At 63.7% G+C, this 23575-nt stretch carries 17 protein-coding genes; 8 read left to right on the top strand and 9 right to left on the bottom strand.

Going from position 1 to position 23575, the window contains the following annotated elements:
• Positions 1-648: 648 nt before the first annotated feature.
• On the top strand, positions 649-1188 hold the full coding sequence (locus VWZ81_RS11630; protein WP_416543292.1) for a hypothetical protein: 540 nt from the start codon (positions 649-651) through the stop codon (positions 1186-1188).
• A gap of 81 nt (positions 1189-1269) precedes the next feature.
• A complete protein-coding gene (locus tag VWZ81_RS11635) occupies positions 1270-3846 on the top strand; it encodes an HWE histidine kinase domain-containing protein (protein ID WP_416543291.1) in 2577 nt (858 codons plus the stop codon).
• 86 nt (positions 3847-3932) lie between these two features.
• Here the strand turns inward: VWZ81_RS11635 and VWZ81_RS11640 are convergent, their stop codons facing one another.
• From VWZ81_RS11640 to VWZ81_RS11675, 8 genes are all read right to left on the bottom strand, one after another.
• Complete coding sequence (locus VWZ81_RS11640) at positions 3933-7148, bottom strand: 2Fe-2S iron-sulfur cluster-binding protein (RefSeq protein WP_416543290.1); 3216 nt, start codon at positions 7146-7148, stop codon at positions 3933-3935.
• Between the two features lie 149 nt (positions 7149-7297).
• Entirely contained in the window at positions 7298-8071 is a 774-nt protein-coding gene (locus VWZ81_RS11645) for a LamB/YcsF family protein (protein ID WP_416543289.1), read from the bottom strand.
• Positions 8068-9123: a biotin-dependent carboxyltransferase family protein gene (locus VWZ81_RS11650; protein ID WP_416543288.1), complete on the bottom strand. Its 1056-nt coding sequence runs from the start codon at positions 9121-9123 to the stop codon at positions 8068-8070. The genes VWZ81_RS11645 and VWZ81_RS11650 overlap by 4 nt, the downstream gene beginning before the upstream one ends.
• Positions 9120-9872, bottom strand: a complete 753-nt coding sequence (locus tag VWZ81_RS11655; protein WP_416535243.1) for a 5-oxoprolinase subunit B family protein — start codon at positions 9870-9872, stop codon at positions 9120-9122. The genes VWZ81_RS11650 and VWZ81_RS11655 overlap by 4 nt, the downstream gene beginning before the upstream one ends.
• 248 nt (positions 9873-10120) lie before the next feature.
• Positions 10121-10900: a class II glutamine amidotransferase gene (locus VWZ81_RS11660; protein WP_340546834.1), complete on the bottom strand. Its 780-nt coding sequence runs from the start codon at positions 10898-10900 to the stop codon at positions 10121-10123.
• Positions 10900-12369, bottom strand: coding sequence for an aminotransferase class V-fold PLP-dependent enzyme (locus VWZ81_RS11665; RefSeq protein ID WP_416537387.1), 1470 nt, complete (start codon positions 12367-12369; stop codon positions 10900-10902). The genes VWZ81_RS11660 and VWZ81_RS11665 overlap by 1 nt, the downstream gene beginning before the upstream one ends.
• A 191-nt stretch (positions 12370-12560) precedes the next feature.
• The gene (locus VWZ81_RS11670; RefSeq protein WP_416543287.1) at positions 12561-13904 is read right to left on the bottom strand and encodes an aspartate aminotransferase family protein; all 1344 of its coding nucleotides are present in this window, start codon (positions 13902-13904) and stop codon (positions 12561-12563) included.
• The gene (locus VWZ81_RS11675; RefSeq protein WP_416543286.1) at positions 13901-14707 is read right to left on the bottom strand and encodes a 3-keto-5-aminohexanoate cleavage protein; all 807 of its coding nucleotides are present in this window, start codon (positions 14705-14707) and stop codon (positions 13901-13903) included. The genes VWZ81_RS11670 and VWZ81_RS11675 overlap by 4 nt, the downstream gene beginning before the upstream one ends.
• Before the next feature lie 241 nt (positions 14708-14948).
• Here VWZ81_RS11675 and VWZ81_RS11680 point away from each other — a divergent pair, with 241 nt between their 5' ends.
• The 6 genes from VWZ81_RS11680 to VWZ81_RS11705 all read left to right on the top strand — a co-directional run bounded on the left by VWZ81_RS11680 (position 14949) and on the right by VWZ81_RS11705 (position 22668).
• Entirely contained in the window at positions 14949-16346 is a 1398-nt protein-coding gene (locus VWZ81_RS11680; RefSeq protein WP_340546830.1) for an aspartate aminotransferase family protein, read from the top strand.
• A gap of 143 nt (positions 16347-16489) precedes the next feature.
• Positions 16490-17071, top strand: coding sequence for a GNAT family N-acetyltransferase (locus tag VWZ81_RS11685; RefSeq protein ID WP_416543285.1), 582 nt, complete (start codon positions 16490-16492; stop codon positions 17069-17071).
• A gap of 160 nt (positions 17072-17231) precedes the next feature.
• Positions 17232-18707: a PLP-dependent aminotransferase family protein gene (locus tag VWZ81_RS11690; protein WP_340546828.1), complete on the top strand. Its 1476-nt coding sequence runs from the start codon at positions 17232-17234 to the stop codon at positions 18705-18707.
• Positions 18708-18983: 276 nt separating this feature from the next.
• Complete coding sequence (gene xsc / locus VWZ81_RS11695; RefSeq protein WP_340546827.1) at positions 18984-20759, top strand: sulfoacetaldehyde acetyltransferase; 1776 nt, start codon at positions 18984-18986, stop codon at positions 20757-20759.
• A 5-nt stretch (positions 20760-20764) separates the two neighbouring features.
• Complete coding sequence (locus VWZ81_RS11700; RefSeq protein WP_416535248.1) at positions 20765-21511, top strand: TSUP family transporter; 747 nt, start codon at positions 20765-20767, stop codon at positions 21509-21511.
• Positions 21508-22668, top strand: coding sequence for an acetate/propionate family kinase (locus VWZ81_RS11705; RefSeq protein ID WP_416543284.1), 1161 nt, complete (start codon positions 21508-21510; stop codon positions 22666-22668). The genes VWZ81_RS11700 and VWZ81_RS11705 overlap by 4 nt, the downstream gene beginning before the upstream one ends.
• Before the next feature lie 37 nt (positions 22669-22705).
• Here the strand turns inward: VWZ81_RS11705 and VWZ81_RS11710 are convergent, their stop codons facing one another.
• Complete coding sequence (locus tag VWZ81_RS11710) at positions 22706-23557, bottom strand: phosphate acyltransferase (RefSeq protein ID WP_416543283.1); 852 nt, start codon at positions 23555-23557, stop codon at positions 22706-22708.
• Positions 23558-23575 lie beyond the last annotated feature (18 nt).

Raw genomic sequence — 23575 nt, forward strand, 5'->3', positions numbered from 1 at the left:
CGGTTTTTTGACATTTTCATGAAGTTTCCGGCAAAAAGTCATATTATCAAGCAATATCAGACTATTACACATCCATATTCGACAGATTAACCCAGCTTCCGTGATCCATTCGGCCCGCAACCGCAGGCGCGATCTCCAAAGATCCCCCCGCTCAAATCTATATATAGAGGTACGCACGCCCGGGACCACTAAACGCCTGCCGACTCGCGCTCATCCGACTCGGTGTCTCAGCGCGTCACGCGCCCCGAGCACGGGACTCTCAGCGTAAAAAGTCCACGCCGCGGCCCCCGGCTCGCAAAATCGACCCGCGCCGCGAGGTCACTATAAAGGCTATGGCTTGTGTCGTCGCACCATCATAGGCTTTGGTGGAGCCGCAGCCGGGGCGGGGCGGCATCGGTCAGAACACTGGTCAATGTCCTCCTCATCGCCCGCCGACTGCGATGGAAGGCACGACCCGCCCGGGCCCGCTGATGCCTGGGCTGCCACGGAATCAACAGCGCAATCGCGGAACCAAGACAAAAGACGATGAGAGACCTTCCCCTATCCCAGTCCGCGCAGCGAGCGGCGGAGAGCCGTGCGTCAGCAGCCCCCCCGGCACCTGCCCCCGGCCAAGACGGAGCGCGCGCTACGAATGACGGTTTCCGCCACATGCTGCGCCGGATCACCCGTGTGGAACATGACGCGGCAGAGCGGGCCTTTGCCCCGTTTCACGAAAGCCCCCTGCCCCATCTCGCCTGGTTTCTCAGCTGTCAGCATACTGCGCTCTACGCGCTATCGCGGACCAGCGGCGGCCAGACCGGTCGCGCCAGCCCGCTGCTGGCAGCGCTGATCGACGCCCTGCGCGCGGATTGCGCCGCCATGGGGCGACAGCCGGCCGTCATTGCAGCGGATACGCCAGAGCTGCACCCCACAGCCGTCGACTATCTGGTGCTTGGCTCGCGCATGGGCAATGAGGTGCTGCGCCGCCGCCTGAGCGATGCCGCAGGACCGGGGGAGCTGCCTGACTATTTCAGACCGCGCGACCATCTGGCGCCATGGCGGGCAACATGCGATGATCTGGATCACCTCCCCCCCGATGGCGCGCTGGCGCATCGGATCGTGGCGGATACCCGCAAGGGGTTTGACCTTTTCCAGACCGCCGCCCGGCTTACACCGTTCGGCACCACACCGATTGAATTACCCGCTTGATATATAAGACTGCTGAGAAGACTGCGTGGATCGGACAGCGCGCATGATATTGATAACATCCCAATAAAAAGGGCCTGTATAATGGCTTTGGAACAAACCGTTTCCACCACGACCCTGACCAACTGCGATCGCGAACCCATTCATCAACTGGGCCGGGTGCAATCCTATGGCGGGCTGATCGCCTTATCGACCGATTGGATCGTGCAGCATGCTTCGGAGAACCTGCAGGAAATCCTGGGCATCGCGGCTGAGGAGGCCATCGGCCAGTCGCTGGCAGGGCTGATCACCGAGGCGGCCTTCAGCCGCATTCGCCGCAATCTGGGCGCCTTGGAAGCTCCGGACAGCAGCCTGCGCTTTTTCAACATCCCGCTGAAGACCGGCGTTCAGGCCTTTGATATCAGCATCCATCAGAGCGGGCGCCATCTGGTGGTGGAGTTCGAACCGAAGTTCGACCGCAGCGAGCGCGATGTGATGTCGGAGATCTATCCGCATTTCTCGCAGCTGCGCCGCGATGAGGGCATCGCCCGACTGGCGCAGGGGGCGGCACGGGGCCTGCAGGCGCTTTCCGGTTTCGACAGCGTGATGGTCTATCAGTTCCAGCCCGATCAGTCCGGCCAGGTCATTGCCGAGGTGCGCAGCGACCGGACCAAGAAATACGAAAACATGTTCTTTCCCGCCTCCGATATCCCGGTTCAGGCACGCGCGCTCTACAAACGCTCGCTGCTGCGGCTGATTGCGGATGTGGATGATGCCGGATCACCGATCACCCCCGCCTTCAAGATCGACGGCGCCCCGCTGGACCTGTCGCTGGCGGTGACGCGCGCCGTGTCGCCGATCCATCTGGAATATCTGCGCAACATGGGCGTGCGCGCCTCGATGTCGGTGTCGATCATGAAGGATGGCGAGCTTTGGGGGCTGTTTGCCTGCCACCACAATCGCCCGCGCTACATTGATTATGAGCGCCGCACCGCGATCGAGATGTTTGCCCATGTCTTCTCCTATGAGCTGAGCCAGTTCGAGACCAAGCAGCGCAGCCGCGAAGAAAAGAACATGAACCGGCTGCAAACGCAGCTGATGGCGATGCTGGCGGATGGCCGCCCGTTCAAGGACAGCCTGATATCGGTGTCCGAGGATATTCAGGACGTGATCCCGCATGACGGGCTGGTGCTCTACTCAGATGGCGACTTCCAGGCCACCGGCCTCACCCCGACCGCCGAGGAAACCCGGTCGCTGGCGCGGATGCTGGATGTGACCATCGGCACCACCGCCTTTTCCACCAACCAGCTGGAGAGCCTTCACGAACCCGCACGCGACTACATCGACCGCTGCGCAGGCATTCTGGCGATCCCGATCTCCAAACGCCCGCGCGACTATCTGATCCTGTGTCGGCGCAAGATCTCGCAGACCGTGGAATGGGCGGGGGATCCGACCAAACCGATGGAGGTCGGCCCCAATGGCGTGCGCCTTACCCCGCGCAAGAGCTTTGAGGCCTGGCAGGAAACCGTGGAATGGCGCAGTGTCCCCTGGGCAGAGGAAGCCCTTCACAGTGCCAATCTGCTGCGCACCGTGCTGCTGGAAATCTTCCTCAAGGTGACCGAGGCCGCCAATGCCGAACGGGCGCGGGCCGAGGAACAGCAGCAATTGCTGATCTCCGAACTCAACCACCGGGTCCGCAATATCCTCAACCTGATGCGCGGGCTGGTCACCCAGACCAAGGGAACGGCGCGCACGCTGACCGAATTTACCGACAATCTTGATGGCCGCATCCATTCGCTGGCACGCGCCCATGACCAGCTGACCAGCGAACAATGGGAGCCCGCCTCTCTGCGCGCCCTTATAACCTGCGAACTGGAGGCCTATACCACCGGGCGTCCTGATGAGGTGGTGATCAACGGTCCTGACGCGCTGATCTTGCCGACGGCGTTCACCACGCTGGCGCTTGTCCTGCATGAGCTGACCACAAACTCCGTCAAGCACGGCGCGCTCAGCAACGGGGTGGGCCGGGTCATCATCACCCTGAAGGAAGAAGACAGCGGCGCGCTTCTGATCGACTGGGTCGAACGGGGCGGGCCACCGGTTGCCCCTCCCTCGCGGCGCGGATTTGGCTCCTCGATCGTGGAGAATTCCATCCCGCATGAGCTGAAGGGCGATGCCAAGATCCAGTACAAGACCACAGGTCTTGAGGCATCGTTCCGCATTCCCACCCTCTACCTGCACAAGATCGTCGATGAGACAACTGTCGCCAAGACCACCATCACGGTGGATCCGGCCCAACAGGCCGCGCAGCTTCAGGGCAAGGCGCTGGTGGTTGAGGACAGTTTCATCATCGCCATGGATCTTACCGCAATGCTCGAAGATATGGGTTTCTTCGAGGTCGCCAGCGCCTCCTCCGTCGGCAAGGCGCTGGACGCACTGGCGGAGGGCGGCTTTGAATATGCGGTGCTGGACGTCAATCTCGGCTCCGAACAATCGGTGCCGGTGGCCGAGGAGCTGGCCCGGCAGGGCATCCCCTTTGTACTGACCACCGGCTATGGCGAGGTGCAGGATATCGTCGATATCTACCCGCCCTGCCCGATTGTGCAAAAACCGATCTCCGAAAGCGCGCTGGCCACAGCCCTGATCCGCGCAGGCGAGATGAAGGCCGCAAGGGACAGCTAAACCGCGACCTACCAGCACGATACGGGCCGCGCGACGTCACGCGCGGCCCGTTTTATTTGCGGCCGGCTGACGCCTCCGCGCAGCGCTCAGAGATCCACCTCGATCACGCCGCCCTTTTCTGCGGCCCGTGACTGGCACAGGATCACCGCGCCCTTGCGCTGCGCCTTGGACAGCACGAAATCGCGGTGTTCCACCTCGCCTGAAACCAGCCCGCATTTGCAAACACCACAGATGCCGTCGGAACATTTCACATCAATATGAATGCCGTTCTCCGCCAGCACATCGGTGGCAGTTTTCTCCGCAGGCACCAACACCTCACGCCCCGAGCGCGCCAGCTTCAGCGTGAAGTCGTGGTTTTCATACTCCGGCACCTCCGGCACCGAGAAATACTCAAGATGGCGCGCCTCCTCAGGGAAGCCCTGACGCTCTGCCGCCTCCATCACCCCATTCATGTAGCGATCCGGCCCGCAGCTGTAGACATGCCAGCCGTCCTGATACCCTGCCAGCAGCTGGTCCAGATCGGCGCGGCTGCCCTCATCCGAGACATGCACCCGCACATTGTCCGCCCAGCGCATCGCTGCAAGATCGTCGAGATAGCCTGCATCCTTGCGCGAGGGGACGGAGTAATGCAGCTCAAACGGCTGTCCCAACGCATGCAGACGATGCGCCATCGCAATCATCGGCGTCACCCCGATGCCGCCCCCCATCAGGAAACTGCGGCTGGCCTCCTCCACCAGTGGGAAATGGTTGATCGGTTTGGAGATAAAGACCCGCCGTCCCTTAGTGAAAATCCGGTGGAGCAGCTTCGATCCCCCTCGCCCCACATCCTCACGCAACACCCCGATCTGATATTTCGACCGATCCGCCGGGTCACCGGACATGGAATACTGGCGCAGGAACTCCGGTGCCACCACGATGTCCAGATGCGCCCCCGCCGTCCATTCGGGCAAGGGGCTGCCGTCGAGGCTCTGGAACTCGTACTTGGTGACGCCATCGCTCATCACATCGACATTCGACACCTCCACCCGCAGAACCGGGCTGTCGCTGTCATTGGTATAAATGTGATCCCAATCGCCGGTCTCGCCCCGCGCCCGGAGGGCTTTGTACTCTTCGGCGGTGATCATCGCCTGATAGGCCTCGATCCCCGCCTCCCGGTCCATAGGAAACGGATAGGGCCAGGGATGCGGCGCCAGATGCGCGGGGTACACCGCCAGCGTCTGATCCTCATAGCGCAGATCCAGTTCCTTTTGCAGCGCGCGCGCATTGACCGGGTGGCGCGTCGGGCGATAGCCGCCGTCCTCTTCCAGCTCCAGATCCCACCACCATTTCTTGGCCGGGTTCATCTCGCCATTGCCGACCATGTCATCCAGCCGCGCCAGCGCAGGCGCCGCCGCTGGCATATTCATCGCCGCCCAGCGGAAGGGTTTTTCCTTGAATATCCCCTCCAGATTCCAGGGGCAGGTTTTCATACACCGCCCGCACATCGCCCCGCCGGGCGTGGTGATCCGGTAGGTGGTGCATTTCTGACTGTCCGACTTCCAGATTTCATAGCCATTGAACATCAGCTTCGGCCCGGCCGTGATCGCCCCCGACGGGCATTCGCGCGCACATTTGTTGCAAGCCTCGCAAAACGCCTGAAGGCCAAAATCGATCGGCTTGTCATGGACCATTGGCATATCGGTAGTGACCACACCGGACTTCAGACGCGGTCCGAGGAAGGGATTCAGGATCACCTCACCAATCCGGCTCACCTCCCCCAGCCCCGACAACAGCAGCAGCGGCGGTTGCAACACCTCACCATCCATCACCGTATGGGCCTTCGCCTTGTAGCCAAGGTTGCGGATCTGGCGCGCAATCACACCGCCCAGCAACGAAAACCGCAGATAGGCCCGCATCGACTGCGCCACTGCAATCCAGTCGTCCCCCGAGGTGCCCTCGGTGGTGTCAAAGCCTTGATCGACAATCATCGAAATCGCCTGATCATGTTCCGGGTGGATCTCGGCTCCGGTGGCGTCATGGCTGTACCAGGTCCACTCCGGGCAGCGGCTGATCCCCACCGCATCAATCCCCAGCCAATAGCTCGCCGCCTTGATGTTGGCCGCATTGCGCTCCGCATCCGTGGGGCGCGGTGCCTGCGTGGCCGGCGCACCATCCTGCAACAGCACAAAGGCCCCCAGCATCCGCCGCTGCGCCATCGAAGGCGCGGCCTTGCGCACGTAGAACCCGCCAGTTGCGGCCTGCTGATTGGTCTTGCCCATATCGCCGAACTGGCTGCGGGCAAACATGTCGGCGCGTTTGGGCACCCGCGCCACCCGCGCCTCGTCAATATAGGTGGTGGGATCCTCCACCCGCTTCAGCGTTTCAAACGGATGCGGGCCATCGCGGAAATCGCGGCGGGCAAAGGGGTCGCCATTCAGCGCTGAGCGTTCCGACCCGATCCCCAGCCACCATTTCGGCCCCTTCACCTGCATCACCGGTTGCAGATCCTGCGGCAACAGCGGCTTGTCCTGCGCCATGTCGAAATCGGTGGTTACAACCGCAACGCCAAACCGTGTCCCCAGATAGGGGTTCACCAGCTTGCCATCCTCAACCGTCGCAAGCCCCGCCGCAACGGTCAGCTGATTGAGATCCACATCCGCCGACGTCCCGGTATGCGCCTTTGCGTCCCAGCCCAGCAGACGGATGTAATTCGCCAGCACCACCGCCGTCTCCGAGGCCCGCAGACAGGCGCGGTGCCGCTCGGCCCCCTCCAGCCAGTCGCAGCCCGCCTCCTCCGGGCGCGGGTCGCGCGGCATGTCGTACAGGAACACAATCGAATGGGTGTGATCGCCGATGGTGGTCGGCGGCGCCTCCATCGCATCGCGCAGATCCGCCATGATCATGTCGATGCCAGAGGCCAGCGTCTTGGTCTGGCGGGTCTTCAGGTCGTGGGCCAGACGGTCGATATCGGGGTTGCGATAAGGCACGTGCAGCCGGGCAGAGGCAGGCATCGGCCCGATCCCCACCATCGCCGCATCGCTGAAATAGCCAAAGGCCTTGATATGATCGGCCCGCTCCTGCGGATCGCTCGGGCAGTCAGCTTGCGCCTTGTTGACCAGCCCGTCGCAGATCGCATCCATCATCGCCTGATATTCGCCCATCGCATTGACGATAGAGGCAGGCATATCGGGCCGGGCAAAACTCAGCCGTTGAAATGGCGGCACCGCCGTCAGATCCGGCATCACCCCGGGCTGCAACCGCTCCATCGGAAAGGGGCCCAGATGTATGGGGCGTGAGCGGGTCGAGAACAGACGAAGAGGCATGGCAGAGACCTGATACAGGGATGGGCTGCCACAGGTTTACTCCAGAAATCGGAGATTGGAATAGGCTCCAACATCCAATTTAAATACTTAGCGATACAAGCTATTGATATACATCAAAATTATTCACATCCAATTTCACATCACCCTGCCTAACCGCGTCGGCCCTCAAAGGCACGGATAGCGATTCCACCATCAGAGAGCGACTGGCGCACCGAACGGGCCAGCTGCACCGCCGTGGGCGTGTCGCCATGCAGGCAGATGGTGTCGATGGCCGTGGGAATGCGGGCGCCACTCTCCGTGATGATCGCGCCTTCCGCGACCATCTTCAGGATCCGCGGTCCCGCAATCTCCGGGTCATGGATCACAGCGCCGGGCAGCGACCGGTCCACCAGCGTGCCATCGTCATTATAGGCCCGGTCGGCAAAGATCTCACCGCACCAGTTGCAGCCCAGCTCGCGCACCACCTCCTCCATGGCGGTGGCGGCCAGCACCATGATGATCAGATCCGGGTCCAGATCCAGCGCCGCCTCATAGCAGGTCCGCGCCATGCCGTGATCGACGCAGGCCATATTCGACAGGGCGCCATGCAGCTTCAGATGGCGCACCTCGGTGCCCGCTGCCCGCGCCATGCCCTGCGCTGCGCCCAGCTGGTAGCGGATCAGATTGGCCAGCGTATCCTGCGGCACCTGCATCTTGCGGCGGCCAAACCCCTGCAAATCATCGAAACCGGGATGCGCGCCGATCCCGACGCCATGATCCCGCGCCAGTGCCATGGTCGCGGCCATCACATCCGGGTCGCCCGCATGAAACCCGCAGGCAATATTGGCCGAGGAGACCACGTCAAGCAGGGCTGCATCATCGCCCATCGTCCAAGGTCCAAAGCTTTCGCCCATATCGGCGTTCAGATCGACGGTTTTGCTCATGTCTCGGCTCCAGGCTCATCTCGGGGTTCAAAAGGATCCGCTGCGGCGGAAACCACGCCACCAATCAACTGATAGGACAGAAGGTCAGCCATATCAGCCGGATCGCGCAGCAACGGTCGGCAGGCAGAGGGAAGCCGCGCCAGCGCCGCGTCATGCGCCGCCTGCTGCGCCAGCCCTTCGGCCAGCGAGACCCAGCGAAACCGCAGCACAGCCCCAGCCGCCGCCTGAACCGCCCGCGACAGATCGCAGGGCAGAACCGTACCGATCCGGGGATAGCCGCCGGTGGTCTGCGCCTCGCGCAGCAGCAGGAACGGGCGGCCATCGCCGGTCATCTGCACATCGCCCGGCACGATGACCTCCGACAGCACGTTCAGCTGCCCCGCTGCGGCAAATCCCTCGCCGTCGGACATCAGTTGCAGCGCCATGCGGCTGGCGCGCCGCCCCGGCGTGAACGGCGTCTCGGCAAACCGCCGACGCACCGCCGGGTCAAAAAGATCGGACTGGAAACTCTCGACCAGCCGCAGCTCGCCGCCGGAGAACCGATCCGCCACATCAAGGCAAAGCCCGGTCACCCGCCGCGCCGCCGGCGTCGTCTCCTCGCCAACCGGCAGGATATCGCCCTCGGCCAGCGGCGCGCCAAGGGCTGCCACCAGATGCGTCGACCGTCCGCCCAACCGCTGTGGTGTGGCCAATCCGCCGCCCAGATGCAGATAGCCATAGACGCCGCGCCGGGCCGCGCCAATCTCCAGCCGCTGCCCCGGTTCAATCCTGTGCGAGCCGTTCCAGACCAGCGGCGCACCATCCAGCGTAGCCTGCATCTCGGCGCCGGTCAGAGCAATCCGCATGGGTTCGGTTGCCTCGAACAGCCCGCCCATGCCGGCCATCTCAAGCGCCGCCAACCCGGCATCCTGCCGCAGCAGCGCCGCGCCCTCGGCGAGCGCCAGCCGATCCGCCGCGCCGCCCTGCGACAGCCCCTGCCCGATATAGCCAACCCGTCCGCCGTCCTGCACCGTGCAGGAGGGACCGATCCGCAGAACCCGCAGCGCTCTCATGCCGAAACCTCGCTGACAATGGCCCCGCCCTGCGGCGCACCGGTCTCGCGCAGACGCAGGAACTCGGCCGTTCCGACCGGCTCGAACTGCAACTCATCCCCCGCCCGCAGCGCAAATGGATCGGCGGCTTCGGGTTGAAACAGCGTCAGACCAGTCTGCCCGACATGGCGCCAGCCGGTCGGTGACGCGGTTGAAAACAGGACGAACTGGCGGATCGCAAGCACCAGCGCCCCGACCGGCACCTGAGGGGTGACTTCGCTCTGGCGCGGGATGTCCCAGTGTTCGCCCAAAGTGCCCAGATAGGGCTGCCCGGGGGCAAATCCGATGGTCAGCACCCTGACCCGCGCCGCGCCCAGCTCGTCAATTGCCGCCTGTTCGCTCAGGCCCGCCAGATCCGCCGCCTCGGCCAGCTGCGGCGCAAGCTCGGTCCCATAGACCGTGGGCACCCGCCAGAACCGCCGCCCCTGCGGCAAGGGCGCTTGGCGCCAGTCCCGTGTCTGCAACAGATCCGCCAGTGCCGCGTGCAAACGCTCATGCGGCAGCTCTGCCGGGTCAAACCGCACAAAGACCGAGGCCAGCGATGTCGCGGTTTCCACCACGCCGCTCAGCGCCAGATCGTCGACCGCACCGCGAAAGGCCAGCGTGGCGCGATTGGTGGCCTCATCCAGCTGATCGCCAAAGCTGACCAGCATACCGGACAGCCCGACATTTCGGATCAACGGGTAGGTGGGTGATCCCTCACGCGACATGGTTCCTCCGACACAGGTCCGGGCGCCGGACCACCCCTGCCGGGCGGCTCAGCTATCCCCGTCCATTTTCGCCACAGGGTTGCGCTGCATCGTAGGGATAGTCAACCGGCCTCTTCCCGCGATCCCCCTGATATATGGGAGGGCGGGCAGAGGCCCAGTTTAGGGGCCAGTCAAAAGCCCGGTCAAAGGCTCAGTTACAGGCAAGATCTGAGACCCGTCAGAGCCCCCGCTCTGACCCGCCCGGATGGCTACGCCGCCAGCGCCGCCGTGAACGGCAGCTCGACAACCCGCCCCCCTTCGACGACCAGCGCACGGTTCGGCTGCACCTCGATCCAGTTCCGGGTGTCGCTGTCCAGCGGCTCGGAGGTGACAATCACCCCCTCATCGTAGATCCGGTAATAGAGGCTCGGTGCGTATTGATCAGAGGCATAGCGCGCCGCAAAAAGCCGGGTACCATCGGACCAGCAGGCGCCAAACCGCATATGCGGCGTGGTGCCATGATCGCGCGACACCGCTTCGACCTGCTGTACCGCCGCCGCCACCGCGCCAATCGGATCCTCATCAAGCCCAAGCCCAAGCGCGATCAGGAAAATCGCCTCACTCTCGGTGCCGCCCAGACGGTGATCGTAGAAAGCATCCGGGATCATCGTGTCCAGCCGCTTGCGGAACATCATATGCCCGCCGGCCTGACCATTGTGCATGAAGCTCCATTTGCCACTGGCAAACGGATGGCAATTGTTGCGCGAGGTCGCCGTCCCGGTCGAGGCGCGCACATGCGCCAGAAACAGCCCGGTCTTGGTGTGGCGCGAAATCTGCGCCAGATTTGGATCGGACCAGGCCGGATGCGTATCCTTGTACAGACAGGGTTCGGGCCGGTCCGAATACCAGGCCATACCAAACCCATCAGCATTGATCGGCGTCTTGCAGATCAGCGCGTTACGGCACTGATGCACCAGCGAATGTTCCGGTACGAACACCAGATCCTCAAGATAGCGCGGGGCCCCGTTCCAGGCGAGCAGACGGCACATTATGCCACCTTCGGCGCAAATCGCGCGGTAGAGACATCGACGTTATAGCCCTCGCAGAACCGCTGCGGATCCTGCGCCAGGTCCCGCACCGCATGGATGATCGCATCGGCTTTCTCATCGCTCAGCGTGGCGGAGAAGTTGAGCCGCGTCCAACCGGGCTTCTCGATCTCCTTGCCACCCAGAATGGCCGCCCGCATGGCGCGGGACTGCACCTGCCCGATGTTCAGCAGCCGATGCGCATAAGGTCCGGCACAGGCGCAGCCGCCGCGGGCCTGAACGCCATAGTGATCCGACAGCATCCGGGTGAACAGCTGCTGGTGGATCGGCGCGCCGGTCTCGGGATCCTGCACCTGAAACGAAAAGATCGGCAGCTTCTGCTTGGCGTTCGGATTGCCAAGGATTTGCAGATTGGGCAGACCCTGCCAGGCCGCCAGCGCCCGCTGGCGCAGCTCTTCCTGCCGCCGGTCCATAAACGCCTGACCCATCGCCTCCTTGACCAGCAGGCAGAGCGCGACGCGGATATCGCCCACCACATTGGGCGTGCCGGCCTCTTCTCGGGCGGCAAGATCCTCGGCGTAGTCATGCTGCCAGGGCGAGACGAATTTCACCGTGCCGCCACCGGGCAGCGTCGGGCGTGTGCTGGCCACTGCCGCCTTGCGCAGGATCATCACGCCGGATGCCCCCGGCCCGCCCAGAAATTTATGGGCGGAAAATACAATCGCATCCTTCTCGGCATCGGTGCCCGCCGCCATATCCATCGGCAGATAGGGGCCACCGCCCGCATAATCCCAGACCACCCGCGCGCCGTACCGGCGCAGCAACCGGCTGACCGCATCGGTGTCGGTGACAATCCCCGTCACGTTGGAGGCCGCTGAAAACGCCCCCACGATCAGGCGGTCGCCGCCTGCCGCCCCCTGCAAGACCGCCTCCAGCTCCGCCATGTCCGGCCCACCCTCGGCCGCTTCGGCAATCTCCACCACCTCGGCGCCGCTTTCGCGCCAGGGCAGGATGTTTGAGTGATGCTCATAAGGGCCAAGGATCACCAGCGGCCGCTGCCCCGCCGCCACCGCGCCGGACACCCCCAGCAGATGCACCAGCCGGTTCAGACCCGCCGTTGCGCCCGATCCGGTAAACACCGTGGCAAAGCGATCATCGGCGCCGCAGATCCGCGCAATCGTCTGCCGTGCCGCGCCACGCAGCCGGGTCATGAAGCTGCCGCAATAAGACGCCTCGGTGTGACTGTTGGCATAGAACGGCAGCACCTCCGTCAGAACGAAGTCCTCAACCTGCCGCAGGGCGCGGCCAGAGGCGACATAATCGGCGTAGATCATCTTGACCGGCCCATTTGGCCCCGGCAGCTCGGCCCCCTCACCAATGACACCCGCACGCAGGCGCTCCAGACAATCCGCCCCGGCAAGTGATGCGCGAAAGCGATCAAGAAGGTTGGCAGGGGCGATATCTGTGGTCATTTGATCGGTCCTCTTGGAGTTATGCAGAGATACTACCAAGAAGATATGAAGAAACATCACTCATATACTGCGTGAGCCCATCATTCTTTTCACAGAATGATCTCAAAACCTGCCAGTCCGCCGATCAAAACCTGCACAATCCGGCTACGGCCCACCAACGTGATCGCCAAACGCCCGAGTCGCCCGCGATCTCACCCGGTTCCAGAGCCCGAAGCAGGCAGAACCTGCGCCAGCGCAATCTTCAGCTTGTCAGTGATCTCGCCGATCTGATCCTGCGTCAGGATGAAGGGCGGCGCGAGCAGGATATGATCGCCGTTGCGCCCATCCCGCGTGCCCGCCATCGGATAGCAGATCAGCCCGGCCTCGAACGCGGCCTTCTTCAGCTTGCCCGCAATACCTAGGCCGGGATCAAAGGGCGTCTTGCTCTCCCGGTCGGCCACCAGCTCGATCCCGCGGAACAACCCGCGCCCGCGCAGATCGCCAACATGAGGATGCTGGCCAAAGGCCTCGACCAATGCGCCATGCAATGTCTCGCCCATCTCGGCGCTGCGCTGCACCAGCCCGCGATCCAGGAGCGCCCGCACCACCGCCAGCCCCGCCGCCGTTGCCACCGGGTGCCCGATATAGGTGTGGCCATGCTGGAAAAACCCGCTGCCGCCTTCAATGGCGTCATAGATCCGGCGGCTGCACAGCATCGCGCCAATCGGCTGATAGCCAGCGCCCAGACCCTTGGCGATACAGAGGATATCGGGCGCAACACCATCCGCCTCGCAGGCAAACAGATGCCCGGTGCGCCCCATGCCGCACATCACCTCATCCAGAATGAGCAACACGCCATATTGGTCGCAGATTTCGCGGATACGCTTGAAATAGCCCTCAACCGCAGGCACCGCGCCGGATGTCGCCCCCACCACGGGCTCCGCCATGAAGGCCATGACCGTCTCAGGCCCAAGCCGCAGGATCTCCGCCTCCAGCTCATTGGCGACACGCTGGCCATAGTCATAGCGGCTCTCGCCGTCGCCCCGGTCAACATATTCATAGCAGGGCGCGATATGCGAAATATCAATCAGCAGCGGCGCAAACTGCTGGCGTCGCCATTCATTGCCGCCCGCCGCCAGCGCCCCCAGCGTGTTGCCGTGATAGCTCTGCCTGCGCGCGATCACATGACGCCGCGCGCTGTCGCCGCGCTCCAGATGATATTGCCGCGCCAGCTTGATCGCGGCCTCGGTCGCCTCGGATCCGCCAGAGACGAAATAGACACGGTCCAGATCCCCCGGCGCCTGTGAAATCAACAGATCCGCCAGCGCCTCGGCCGGTTCCGAGGTCATGAACCCGGTATGGGCAAAGGCCAGCTGGCCCACCTGCGCCTGCACGGCTGAAATCACCTCGGCATCGGAATGCCCCAGACAGGACACCGCCGCGCCGCCGGAGCCATCGAAATAGCGTTTGCCATTGGCATCAATCAGATAACAGCCATCGCCCCCAACGGCAGTGGGCAGATTGGCCTTGGTATGGCGCGGAAAAACATGGCTCATGGCTGAGCTCCTTGATCATTGAAAACAGAGCGCGCACAAGGCAGATGCCCCGCCGCACCGGCACGTTCGACAAAAGCCGCGACAGAGGCCGCGTTGTCAGAATACTCCGAACCGTCCGCAGCCTGGGTATTGTTTTCAAACCCGATCCGCAGCCGCCCCCCGGCCTCAAGCCCCGCCAGCAGGCAATCATGTTCCCTATGGCCAAAAGCGCAGAGTCCCCAGTCCAGATCCAGATCCGCAGTTGCCGCCAGAAACGGGCGCAGCTCCGACGGATGGGCCAGACGCGGCGGCGCGTAGCGGCCCAGAACGAATATCGCTGACCGCATCGCTGCGGGAATCCGCCCCGCAGCATAGCCCGCCCGCAGCAGGGCCACACAGTTCAGGTCATAAAGGATATGCTGCACCTGTGTCCCGGCCTCGGCGCAGATCGCATAGGCCCGCGCCGCCAGATCCGCATCGCGTGCCAGCTCCCGCACCGAGATCGAGGCCGCCGCCGGACGCAGCGCCTCCAGACAGGCCAGCTGATCGGCCACGTCAAAAATCCCGGCACTCTCGGTGGTAATCTGGATCGCCATGCCCGGCGCGGCCTCGGCCACCGCCGCCATCGCCTCCCGGTAGCGCCCGGCATCCAGCGAATGCCCCCCGTCCCGGTCGCGCACATGCAGATGCAGCGCATCCGCCCCGGCGCGCTGACAGGCCGCCGCCGTCGCGGCAATCTCCGCCGTACGCAGTGGCAGCGCTGCATGATCCGCCTGCTGCCGCCGTGCCCCATTGGGGGCCACCATCAGATGATATGTCGTCAACGCGTCGCTCCGCCTGTGTCCTGCACCGATCTGGCGCAGAACAACACACGTTCTCAATCCGGCAATTCCAGAACATATGTTTTTTACAGAACTCATCCGCCAGCTCCGCGTCTGGAGCTAAATTGCGCCGACAACTGGACCTAGAGCAAAACGTAATTATAGCGTTTCGTAGTGACAGGGCGAGTCTGGCCAGCCGACCGGTGGCGGATCGCATTTTCGAACAACTTGGAAAGGGCATGTCATGGATGGCACGTTCAATGAAAACGACCTGAGCCGGGTCATCGCCGCCGACAAGGCCAACGTCTGGCATCACCTGATCCAGCACAAACCGTTTGAGGAAAACGACCCCCGCATCATCGTCGAGGGCAAGGGTATGCGGGTCTGGGACCAGAACGGCAAGGAATGGCTCGATGCCGTCTCCGGCGGTGTCTGGACCGTCAACGTCGGCTATGGCCGCGAGGAGATCGCCAAGGCGGTCTACGATCAGCTGATGAAACTCTGCTATTTTGCCCAGTCGGCAGGGTCCATCCCCGGTGCACTGTTCGCCGAGAAGCTGATCTCGAAAATGCCGGGGATGAGCCGGGTTTATTACAACAACTCCGGCTCCGAGGCGAATGAGAAAGCCTTCAAGATGGTGCGCCAGATCGCGCACAAGAAATACGGCGGCAAGAAAACCAAGATCCTCTACCGCGACCGCGACTACCACGGCTCGACCCTCGCGACGATGTCCGCAGGCGGTCAGGAAGAGCGCAATATGCAATACGGCCCCTTCGCGCCAGATTTCGTGAAGGTTCCCCACTGCATGGAATACCGCAAGCACGAGCTGGGTCTGGAGCATCTCTCCGGCAAGGAGTTCGGCATTGCCGCCGCCAACCTGATCGAAGAGGTCATCCTGCGCGAAGGCCCCGACACCGTCGGCGCGCTCTGCCTTGAACCGGTGACCGCAGGCGGCGGCGTCATTGAGGCGCCCGAAGGCTACTGGCCGCGCGTGCAGGAGATCTGCAAACAGTACGACATCCTCTTGCACATCGACGAAGTGGTCTGCGGCGTTGGCCGCACCGGCACCTGGTTCGGCTATCAGCACTACGGCATCCAGCCTGATTTCGTGACCATGGCCAAAGGTGTGGCCTCCGGCTATGCCGCGATTGCCTGCCTTGTCACCACCGAGGAGGTCTTCAACATGTTCAAGGATGACGCCAGTGATCCGATGAACTACTTCCGCGATATCTCCACCTTTGGCGGCTGCACCGCCGGCCCAGCGGCCGCGCTGGTCAATATGCAGATCATCGAAGACGAGAACCTGCTCGACAATTGCACCGCCATGGGCGCGCGGATGAAGGCCAACCTCGAGGCGTTGATGGAGAAACATCAGGTCATCGGCGATGTCCGCGGCAAGGGTCTGTTCCTCGGCGCCGAACTGGTCGCTGACCGCGAGACCAAGGAACCGGTGGACGAGAAACTGGCGCAGGCGGTTGTGGCTGAATGTGGCAATCAGAACGTCATCATCGGCGTGACCAACCGCTCCATTCCGGGCAAGAACAACACCCTGTGCTTCAGCCCCGCGCTGATCGTCACGCCGGAAGACGTGGACAAGATCACCGACGCGGTGGATGTGGCCCTGACCAAGGTGTTTGGCTGATCACCCCCCCAGCAGGCCTGATAAGTCAGGCCTGACAGACCGGTCCAATCTGGCCTGATCGAAAAATCCAAAGGTGGCCCTTACCACAGGGCCACCTTTTCTGCATCTCTGGGTCGGATGTTTCAGATCAAAGGTGCGCAACCATGTGGGCGTCTCCCCTGCCGCTGACGGGCAAGACCGTCAGCCTCACCCCGCTTCTGCCCGATCACGCCAGCGATCTGGCCGAAGCCGCCGCCGAGGGTGACCTGCACCGGCTGTGGTACACGACAGTGCCCGCACCGCAGGATATCGGGGCCGAAATCAGCCGTCGTCTTGCCCTGCAACAGAGCGGCAAAATGGCCCCCTTCGCCGTGCTGGATCAGACAGGTCGCGCGGTCGGCATGACCACCTATATGAACATCGACGCCGCCAACCGCAGGCTGGAAATCGGCTCCACCTGGTATCGCAGATCGGTGCAGCGCAGCGGGATCAACACCGAATGCAAACGGCTGCTGCTCACCCATGCGTTTGAAACGCTCGGGGCCATCGCAGTGGAGTTCCGCACCCATCGTCTCAACCGCCAGAGCCGGGCCGCCATCGAACGGCTCGGCGCGCAGCTCGACGGGATCCTTCGGGCGCATATGATACTGGCCAATGGCACCCTGCGCGACACCGCCGTCTATTCCATCACCGCCGCCGAATGGCCCACGATCCGCGCCCACCTGCAACATCTGTCAGACAGGTAACCCGGCCCGGTACGGCGGATCCGCTTTCTCACCATCACCATCATCACGGGCAAGATGCGGCATCACGGGCCTGACGCGGCGGCTGGGTTTTCCTCCGCAAGCGTGCAAAAAACACGTAAGTCCAGATTGCACCCCATTTATGTCCAGCCTACAGTGATTCATGGCTATCTCTGTCGACACCTTCTTTCTGAACCCCGACGCGCAAGGCACCCTGCAGGCGCAGATCCAAGAAATGATTGCCGAGGGCATTCTCTCCGGCCGCCTGCGGGTCGGGGAAAAACTGCCGTCCTCGCGCAAACTCGCCGCGCATCTGGGCATCAGCCGCATCACCGTGACGCTGGCCTACACAGAGCTGCTGGCCAATGATTACCTGATCTCCAGAGGGCGGTCGGGCTATTATGTCTCCGAGAATGCCCCGGTGCCGCCCAGCTATGCGCCCTCGCAGAAATCGGCCGATACGGTCGACTGGGCCTCCACCATCGTCGGCAACTACTGCGGCGGCGATACGCCCCGCAAACCGCAGAACTGGCGCGACTACCGCTATCCCTTCATCTACGGGCAGGCCGATGCCACGCTGTTTGACCACGCCAACTGGCGGCTCTGTGCCCTGCGCGCGCTGGGGCAAAAGGATTTTGCGGCCCTGACCAACGACTATTTCGATCAGGACGACCCGCTTCTGGTGGAATATATCGCCCGCCATACCCTGCCCCGGCGCGGCATCTCTGCCCGGCCCGAGGAGATCCTGATCACCCTTGGCGCCCAGAACGCGCTCTGGCTGGTGACCCAGCTGCTGCTGGGACCGGGCCGCAAGGCCGCGCTTGAGGATCCGACCTATTACACCTTGCGCGATCAGCTGGTCTATCGCGGCTGTCAGATCGACTGCCTGCCGGTGGATCACGACGGGCTGCCCCCGGATGCCATTCGCGATGACACCGATGTCATCTTCACCACCCCCAGCCACCAGAGCCCGACAACCGCCACCATGCCGATGGCGCGGCGCAAGCAGCTGCTGGAACGCGCCCGCGAGATCGACGCGGTGATTGTCGAAGACGATTATGAGTTTGAAATGTCCTTCCTCGGCGCGCCCTCCCCCGCGCTGAAGTCGCTCGATGCCGATGGCCGGGTGGTCTATGTCGGCAGCTTCTCCAAATCGCTCTTTCCGGGGCTGCGCCTTGGCTATCTGGTCGGCTCCGAGCCATTTATCCGTCAGGCCCGCGCGCTGCGCGCCAATGTGCTGCGCCACCCGCCCGGCCATGTGCAGCGCACCGTGGCCTATTTCCTGTCGCTCGGCCATTACGACGCCCAGATCCGCCGCATGGCCAAAGTGCTGCATGACCGCCGCTGCGTGATCGAAACGGCGGTGACCGATCACGGGCTCAGCGTCGCCGGGGTCGGCGTCTACGGCGGCTCTTCCCTCTGGATGCGGGCCGAGGATCACGTGGATACTGCGGTTGTTGCCCGATCGCTGGTTGAAAAAAGCGTCCTGATCGAACCCGGCGCGCCCTTCTTTGCCGCCGAACACCGCAAACAGAACTATTACCGGCTGGGCTATTCCTCGATCCCGTCCAGCCGGATCGAGCCGGGTCTGGCGCTGCTGGCCGATGCCCTGCGCCCCTGCCGCGCAAAGGCAGGCTAGCCCTGCAAGGCAATCCCACCCGGACCGCCCCCAAAGCGTGCCCGGTGCCTGCCTCAAGCGTGCCTGAAGCGCCATCAGGCCGCGATCAGAACGCGCTCGGGACGCGCCGTGCCTGCGCCCCGTTTGCCGCCGCAGCGCAGCATTCAGCACGCCCCGGAATACTGGTCTTAATCCAGCCCGCGAACTGGCCCTAACCGCCCCTCGCGCGGCGGAATACACCAGAGTCATCCCGGCCTCTGTGCCGGCCCTATTGGCGTCTCATCAGGAGAACACGCGATGAAAATGACCACCGAGGAAGCATTTGTAAAAACACTGCAAATGCACGGCATCCAACATGCGTTTGGCATCATCGGCTCGGCCATGATGCCGATTTCCGACATCTTCCCCGAAGCCGGCATCACTTTCTGGGACTGCGCCCATGAAGGCTCCGGCGGGATGATGGCCGATGGCTACACCCGCGCCACCGGCAAGATGTCGATGATGATCGCTCAGAACGGCCCCGGCATCACCAACTTCGTAACTGCCGTCAAAACCGCCTACTGGAACCACACGCCGCTGCTGCTGGTCACCCCGCAGGCCGCGAACAAGACCATCGGTCAGGGCGGTTTCCAGGAAATGGAACAAATGCGCATGTTCGCCGACTGCGTGGCCTATCAGGAAGAGGTCCGCGACCCCTCCCGCGTGGCCGAAGTGCTGAACCGTGTGATCATGAACGCCAAACGCGCCTCAGCACCTGCGCAGCTGAACATCCCGCGCGACATGTGGACCCAGGTCATCGACATCGAACTGCCCGCCATCGTCGAATTCGAACGCCCCTCCGGTGGCGAAACCGCTGTCAGCGATGCGGCCAAACTGCTCTCCGAAGCCAAGAACCCGGTGATCCTGAACGGTGCCGGTGTTGTCCTGTCCAAGGGCGGCATCGCCGCGTCGAAAGCACTGGCCGAGCGTCTGGATGCTCCGGTCTGCGTGGGCTACCAGCACAACGATGCCTTCCCCGGCAACCACCCGCTGTTTGCAGGTCCGCTGGGCTACAACGGGTCCAAGGCCGGCATGGAGCTGATCAAGGACGCCGACGTCGTCCTCTGCCTCGGCACCCGTCTGAACCCGTTCTCCACCCTGCCGGGGTACGGCATGGAATACTGGCCGGCCAATGCCAAGATCATTCAGGTCGATATCAATCCCGACCGCATCGGCCTGACCAAGAAAGTCTCCGTCGGCATCATCGGCGATGCCGCCAAAGTGGCCAATGGCATTCTGGCGCAGCTGAGCGACACCGCCGGTGACGCGGGCCGCGACGAACGCAGGAACCGCATTGCGGAAACCAAATCCCGCTGGGCCCAGCAGCTGACTGAAATGACCCACGAGGACGACGATCCGGGCACCACCTGGAACCAGCGCGCCCGCGACGACAAACCCGACTGGATGAGCCCGCGCATGGCATGGCGCGCCATCCAGCAGGCCCTCCCCCGTGAGGCGATCATCTCCTCCGACATCGGCAACAACTGTGCCATCGGCAACGCCTACCCCTCCTTTGACGAAGGCCGCAAATACCTCGCCCCCGGCCTGTTCGGCCCCTGCGGCTATGGTCTGCCCGCTGTCATCGGCGCCAAGATCGGCTGCCCGGACACCCCTGTCGTCGGCTTCTCCGGCGACGGCGCATTCGGCATCGCCGTGACCGAGCTGACCGCCATCGGCCGCGAGGAATGGCCCGCCATCACCCATGTCGTGTTCCGCAACTACCAGTGGGGCGCGGAGAAACGGAACTCCACCCTGTGGTTTGACGACAACTTCGTCGGCACCGAGCTGGACGAGCAGGTCTCTTATGCAGGCATCGCCAAGGCCTGTGGTCTCAACGGCGTTGTGGCCCGCACCATGGACGAGCTGACCTCGGCACTGGCGCAGGCCATCGAGGACCAGAAAAACGGCAAGACCACCCTGATCGAAGCCATGATCAACCAGGAACTGGGGGAACCGTTCCGCCGTGACGCCATGAAGAAGCCGGTCCGCGTGGCAGGCATCGACAAGGCCGACATGCGCGAACAGCAGGTCTGACGCAAATGCCCCTGCCTTTTGATCTCTCAATGGGCGCGGGCGCCTTTCTGGCCGCCGCATTGTTTGCGGCGGCCTTTATCCGCGGTTACTCCGGCTTTGGCTTTTCCGCGATCTTCATCATCCTTGCCGCTCTCATCACCAACCCGCTGCCGCTGATCCCTGTGGTCTTTGCCTGCGAGATTGCGATGACCGTCTTTCAGGCGCGTGGCATCCGCCCCCATATCGACTGGCGCAGATCGGCGGCCCTCTTGGCAGGTGCCGCCGTTGCCACCCTGCCCGCCGTGGCCGTGATGGCGCGCCTTGGCCCGGATCAGGCCCGGCTGGTGATCTCGGTGCTGATCTTTGCGCTCAGCCTGCTCCTGCTCAGTGGCTGGAGCCTCGCGCGGCCCATCGGCACCACCGGTCATGTCGCCGTGGGCATGGCCTCCGGCATGGCCAATAGCGCAGGTGTCGGCGGTCTGCCCGCCGCCGCCTTCATGACCGCGCAGCCGATCCCGCCTGCGGTGTTTCGCGCCACGATGATCGTGTTTCTCACCGGCATCGACCTGATGGCCCTGCCGGTGATGTCCGCCCATGGGTTGACCGGGCCGGACACGCTCTGGGGGGTTCTCCTTGCCTTTCCGATCCTTGGCGCGGGCGTCTGGGTTGGTTCACGCGGCTTTGCGCTCGCCGCGCCGCATCTGTTTCGTCGCTATGTCGTCACCCTGCTGGCGGCTCTGGCCGCCCTCAATATCGCGAAGGTTGCGCTATGAGCCCCCGATCCGCCGCCGATATCCTGATCCTCAATGCAGGATCCTCCTCGATCAAATTCGCGATCTTCGACGCCGACCTCACTCAGCGGCTCGCCGGTCTGGCCGAGGGGATCGGCACGCCGCAATCGCGCCTGCGCATCGCGGGCGACAGCCGGGACAGCCAGTTCCCCACCCATGCCGAGGCGCTGGCGGCCATTCTGGCGGCGCTGCCGGACCACGGCATTGATCCCGCAGATCTGGCCGCCGTGGGCCACCGGGTGGTGCATGGCGGGCGCAAGCTGACCAAGCCGGTGCGGATCACCCCCGATATCCGGGCCGAGATCGCCGACTGCACGCCGCTTGCCCCGCTGCATAACCCCCACAGCCTTGCCGCGATCGACACCATGGCCGCCACCGCGCCCGATCTGCCGCAGTTTGCCAGCTTTGACACCTCGTTTCACGCCACCAACCCCGAGGTCGCAACGCGCTATGCGATCCCCCGCGTGGAAGAGACCAAGGGCATCCGCCGCTACGGGTTTCACGGTCTGTCCTACGCCTCGCTGGTGCGGCGCCTGCCGGAGATTTCCGGCGCCGCCCTGCCCTCGCGCCTGCTGGCCTTCCACCTTGGCAACGGCGCCTCGCTTTGTGCGATCCGCAATGGCCAGTCCGTTGCTACCACCATGGGCTACTCGCCCCTGGATGGCCTCACCATGGGCACGCGGTCAGGCGGGATCGACGCCAATGCGGTACTGCGCCTGGTCGAGGACAACGGCCTCGACCGCACCAAAGCGATCCTCAACAACGAAAGTGGCCTTCTCGGCCTGTCAGGTGGCAAATCCGACATGCGCAACCTGATGCTCGACCCCAGTGCTGACAGCGCCTTTGCCATCGAACATTTCTGCTATTGGAGCCTGCGTCATGCGGGCAGTCTGATTGCCGCAATGGAGGGGCTTGATGCCATCGCCTTCACCGGCGGCATCGGCGAAAACGCGGTGGGTGTGCGCGCCCGCATCCTGCGCGGTCTGGAATGGATCGGCGCGCGGATGGATGTGGATGCCAACCACGCCCGCAAATCGCGCCTACATGCGGCCAGCTCCAAGGTGGCGATCTGGGTGGTCGAGGCCGAGGAAGAGCGCCAGATCGCCATGGATGCCCAGACCCTGATGGGGACGCCATGATCGCCGCCCCCGCCCTCCTGCCATCTCACGCGCCGGATCAGATCTGCGCCACCGTCAGAACGGTCGCCGCCACGATATCCTCGACCGAGGCGCCCCGGCTCAGATCGCAGACCGGCTTGGCAAAGCCCTGCAAGAACGGCCCCAGCGCCTGCGCGCCGCCCAATTCCTGGCAGAGTTTGTATCCGATATTGCCCGCATCCAGCGTCGGGAAGATCAGCACATTGGCCTTAACCGGGGCGATGCCCTTCTTCTCGGCAATCGCAGGATTGAGCGCCGCATCCGCCTGCACCGGACCTGCAAATCCGCTGGCCTCTGCCGCCGCGCGCACCAGCGCCACACTGTCGCCATCGCCCGAAGTGCCGGTGGAAAACGACAGCATCGCAACCCGCGCAGCCCCCAAGAGCGCCTCGGCAGAGCGCGCAGAAGCCCGTGCAATATCAGCCAGTTGCGCGGCATCCGGCGCCACGTTGACGGCACAGTCGGCAAACACCAATTCGCGCCCATCGGGAAAGATCATCAGGAAAAACGACGAGGCGGTGCTGACCCCTGCATCCAGCCCGATGCCGATACTCGCCGCTTCGATCACCCGACGCGTGGGCACATCCGCACCCGCCACCATCGCATCCGCTTCGCCCGCAGAAACCATCGCGGCCGCACGGTACAAGGGTTTTGCGAGCATCCGCTTGGCAATCCCCTCTTTCATGCCGCGCGCGGCCACCAGCACCTCCACATGCGCGTCAGACAGCGGCGCCAAAGGCACCGCCTCCACCAGCCCCGCGCGGGTCAGCTGGTCGACGGCGGCCGCCACTCTGGGATCGTCCATTTCGGGGAACACCACCCGCGCCTTGCGGTTGCGGGCCTGCGCATATGCCTTTTCAAGTACAGTCATTTTTATCTCCCTTGCGGG

Source organism: Phaeobacter sp. JH20_34, assembly GCF_048056095.1.
GTDB classification, from domain to species: Bacteria; Pseudomonadota; Alphaproteobacteria; order Rhodobacterales; family Rhodobacteraceae; genus Phaeobacter; species Phaeobacter bryozoorum.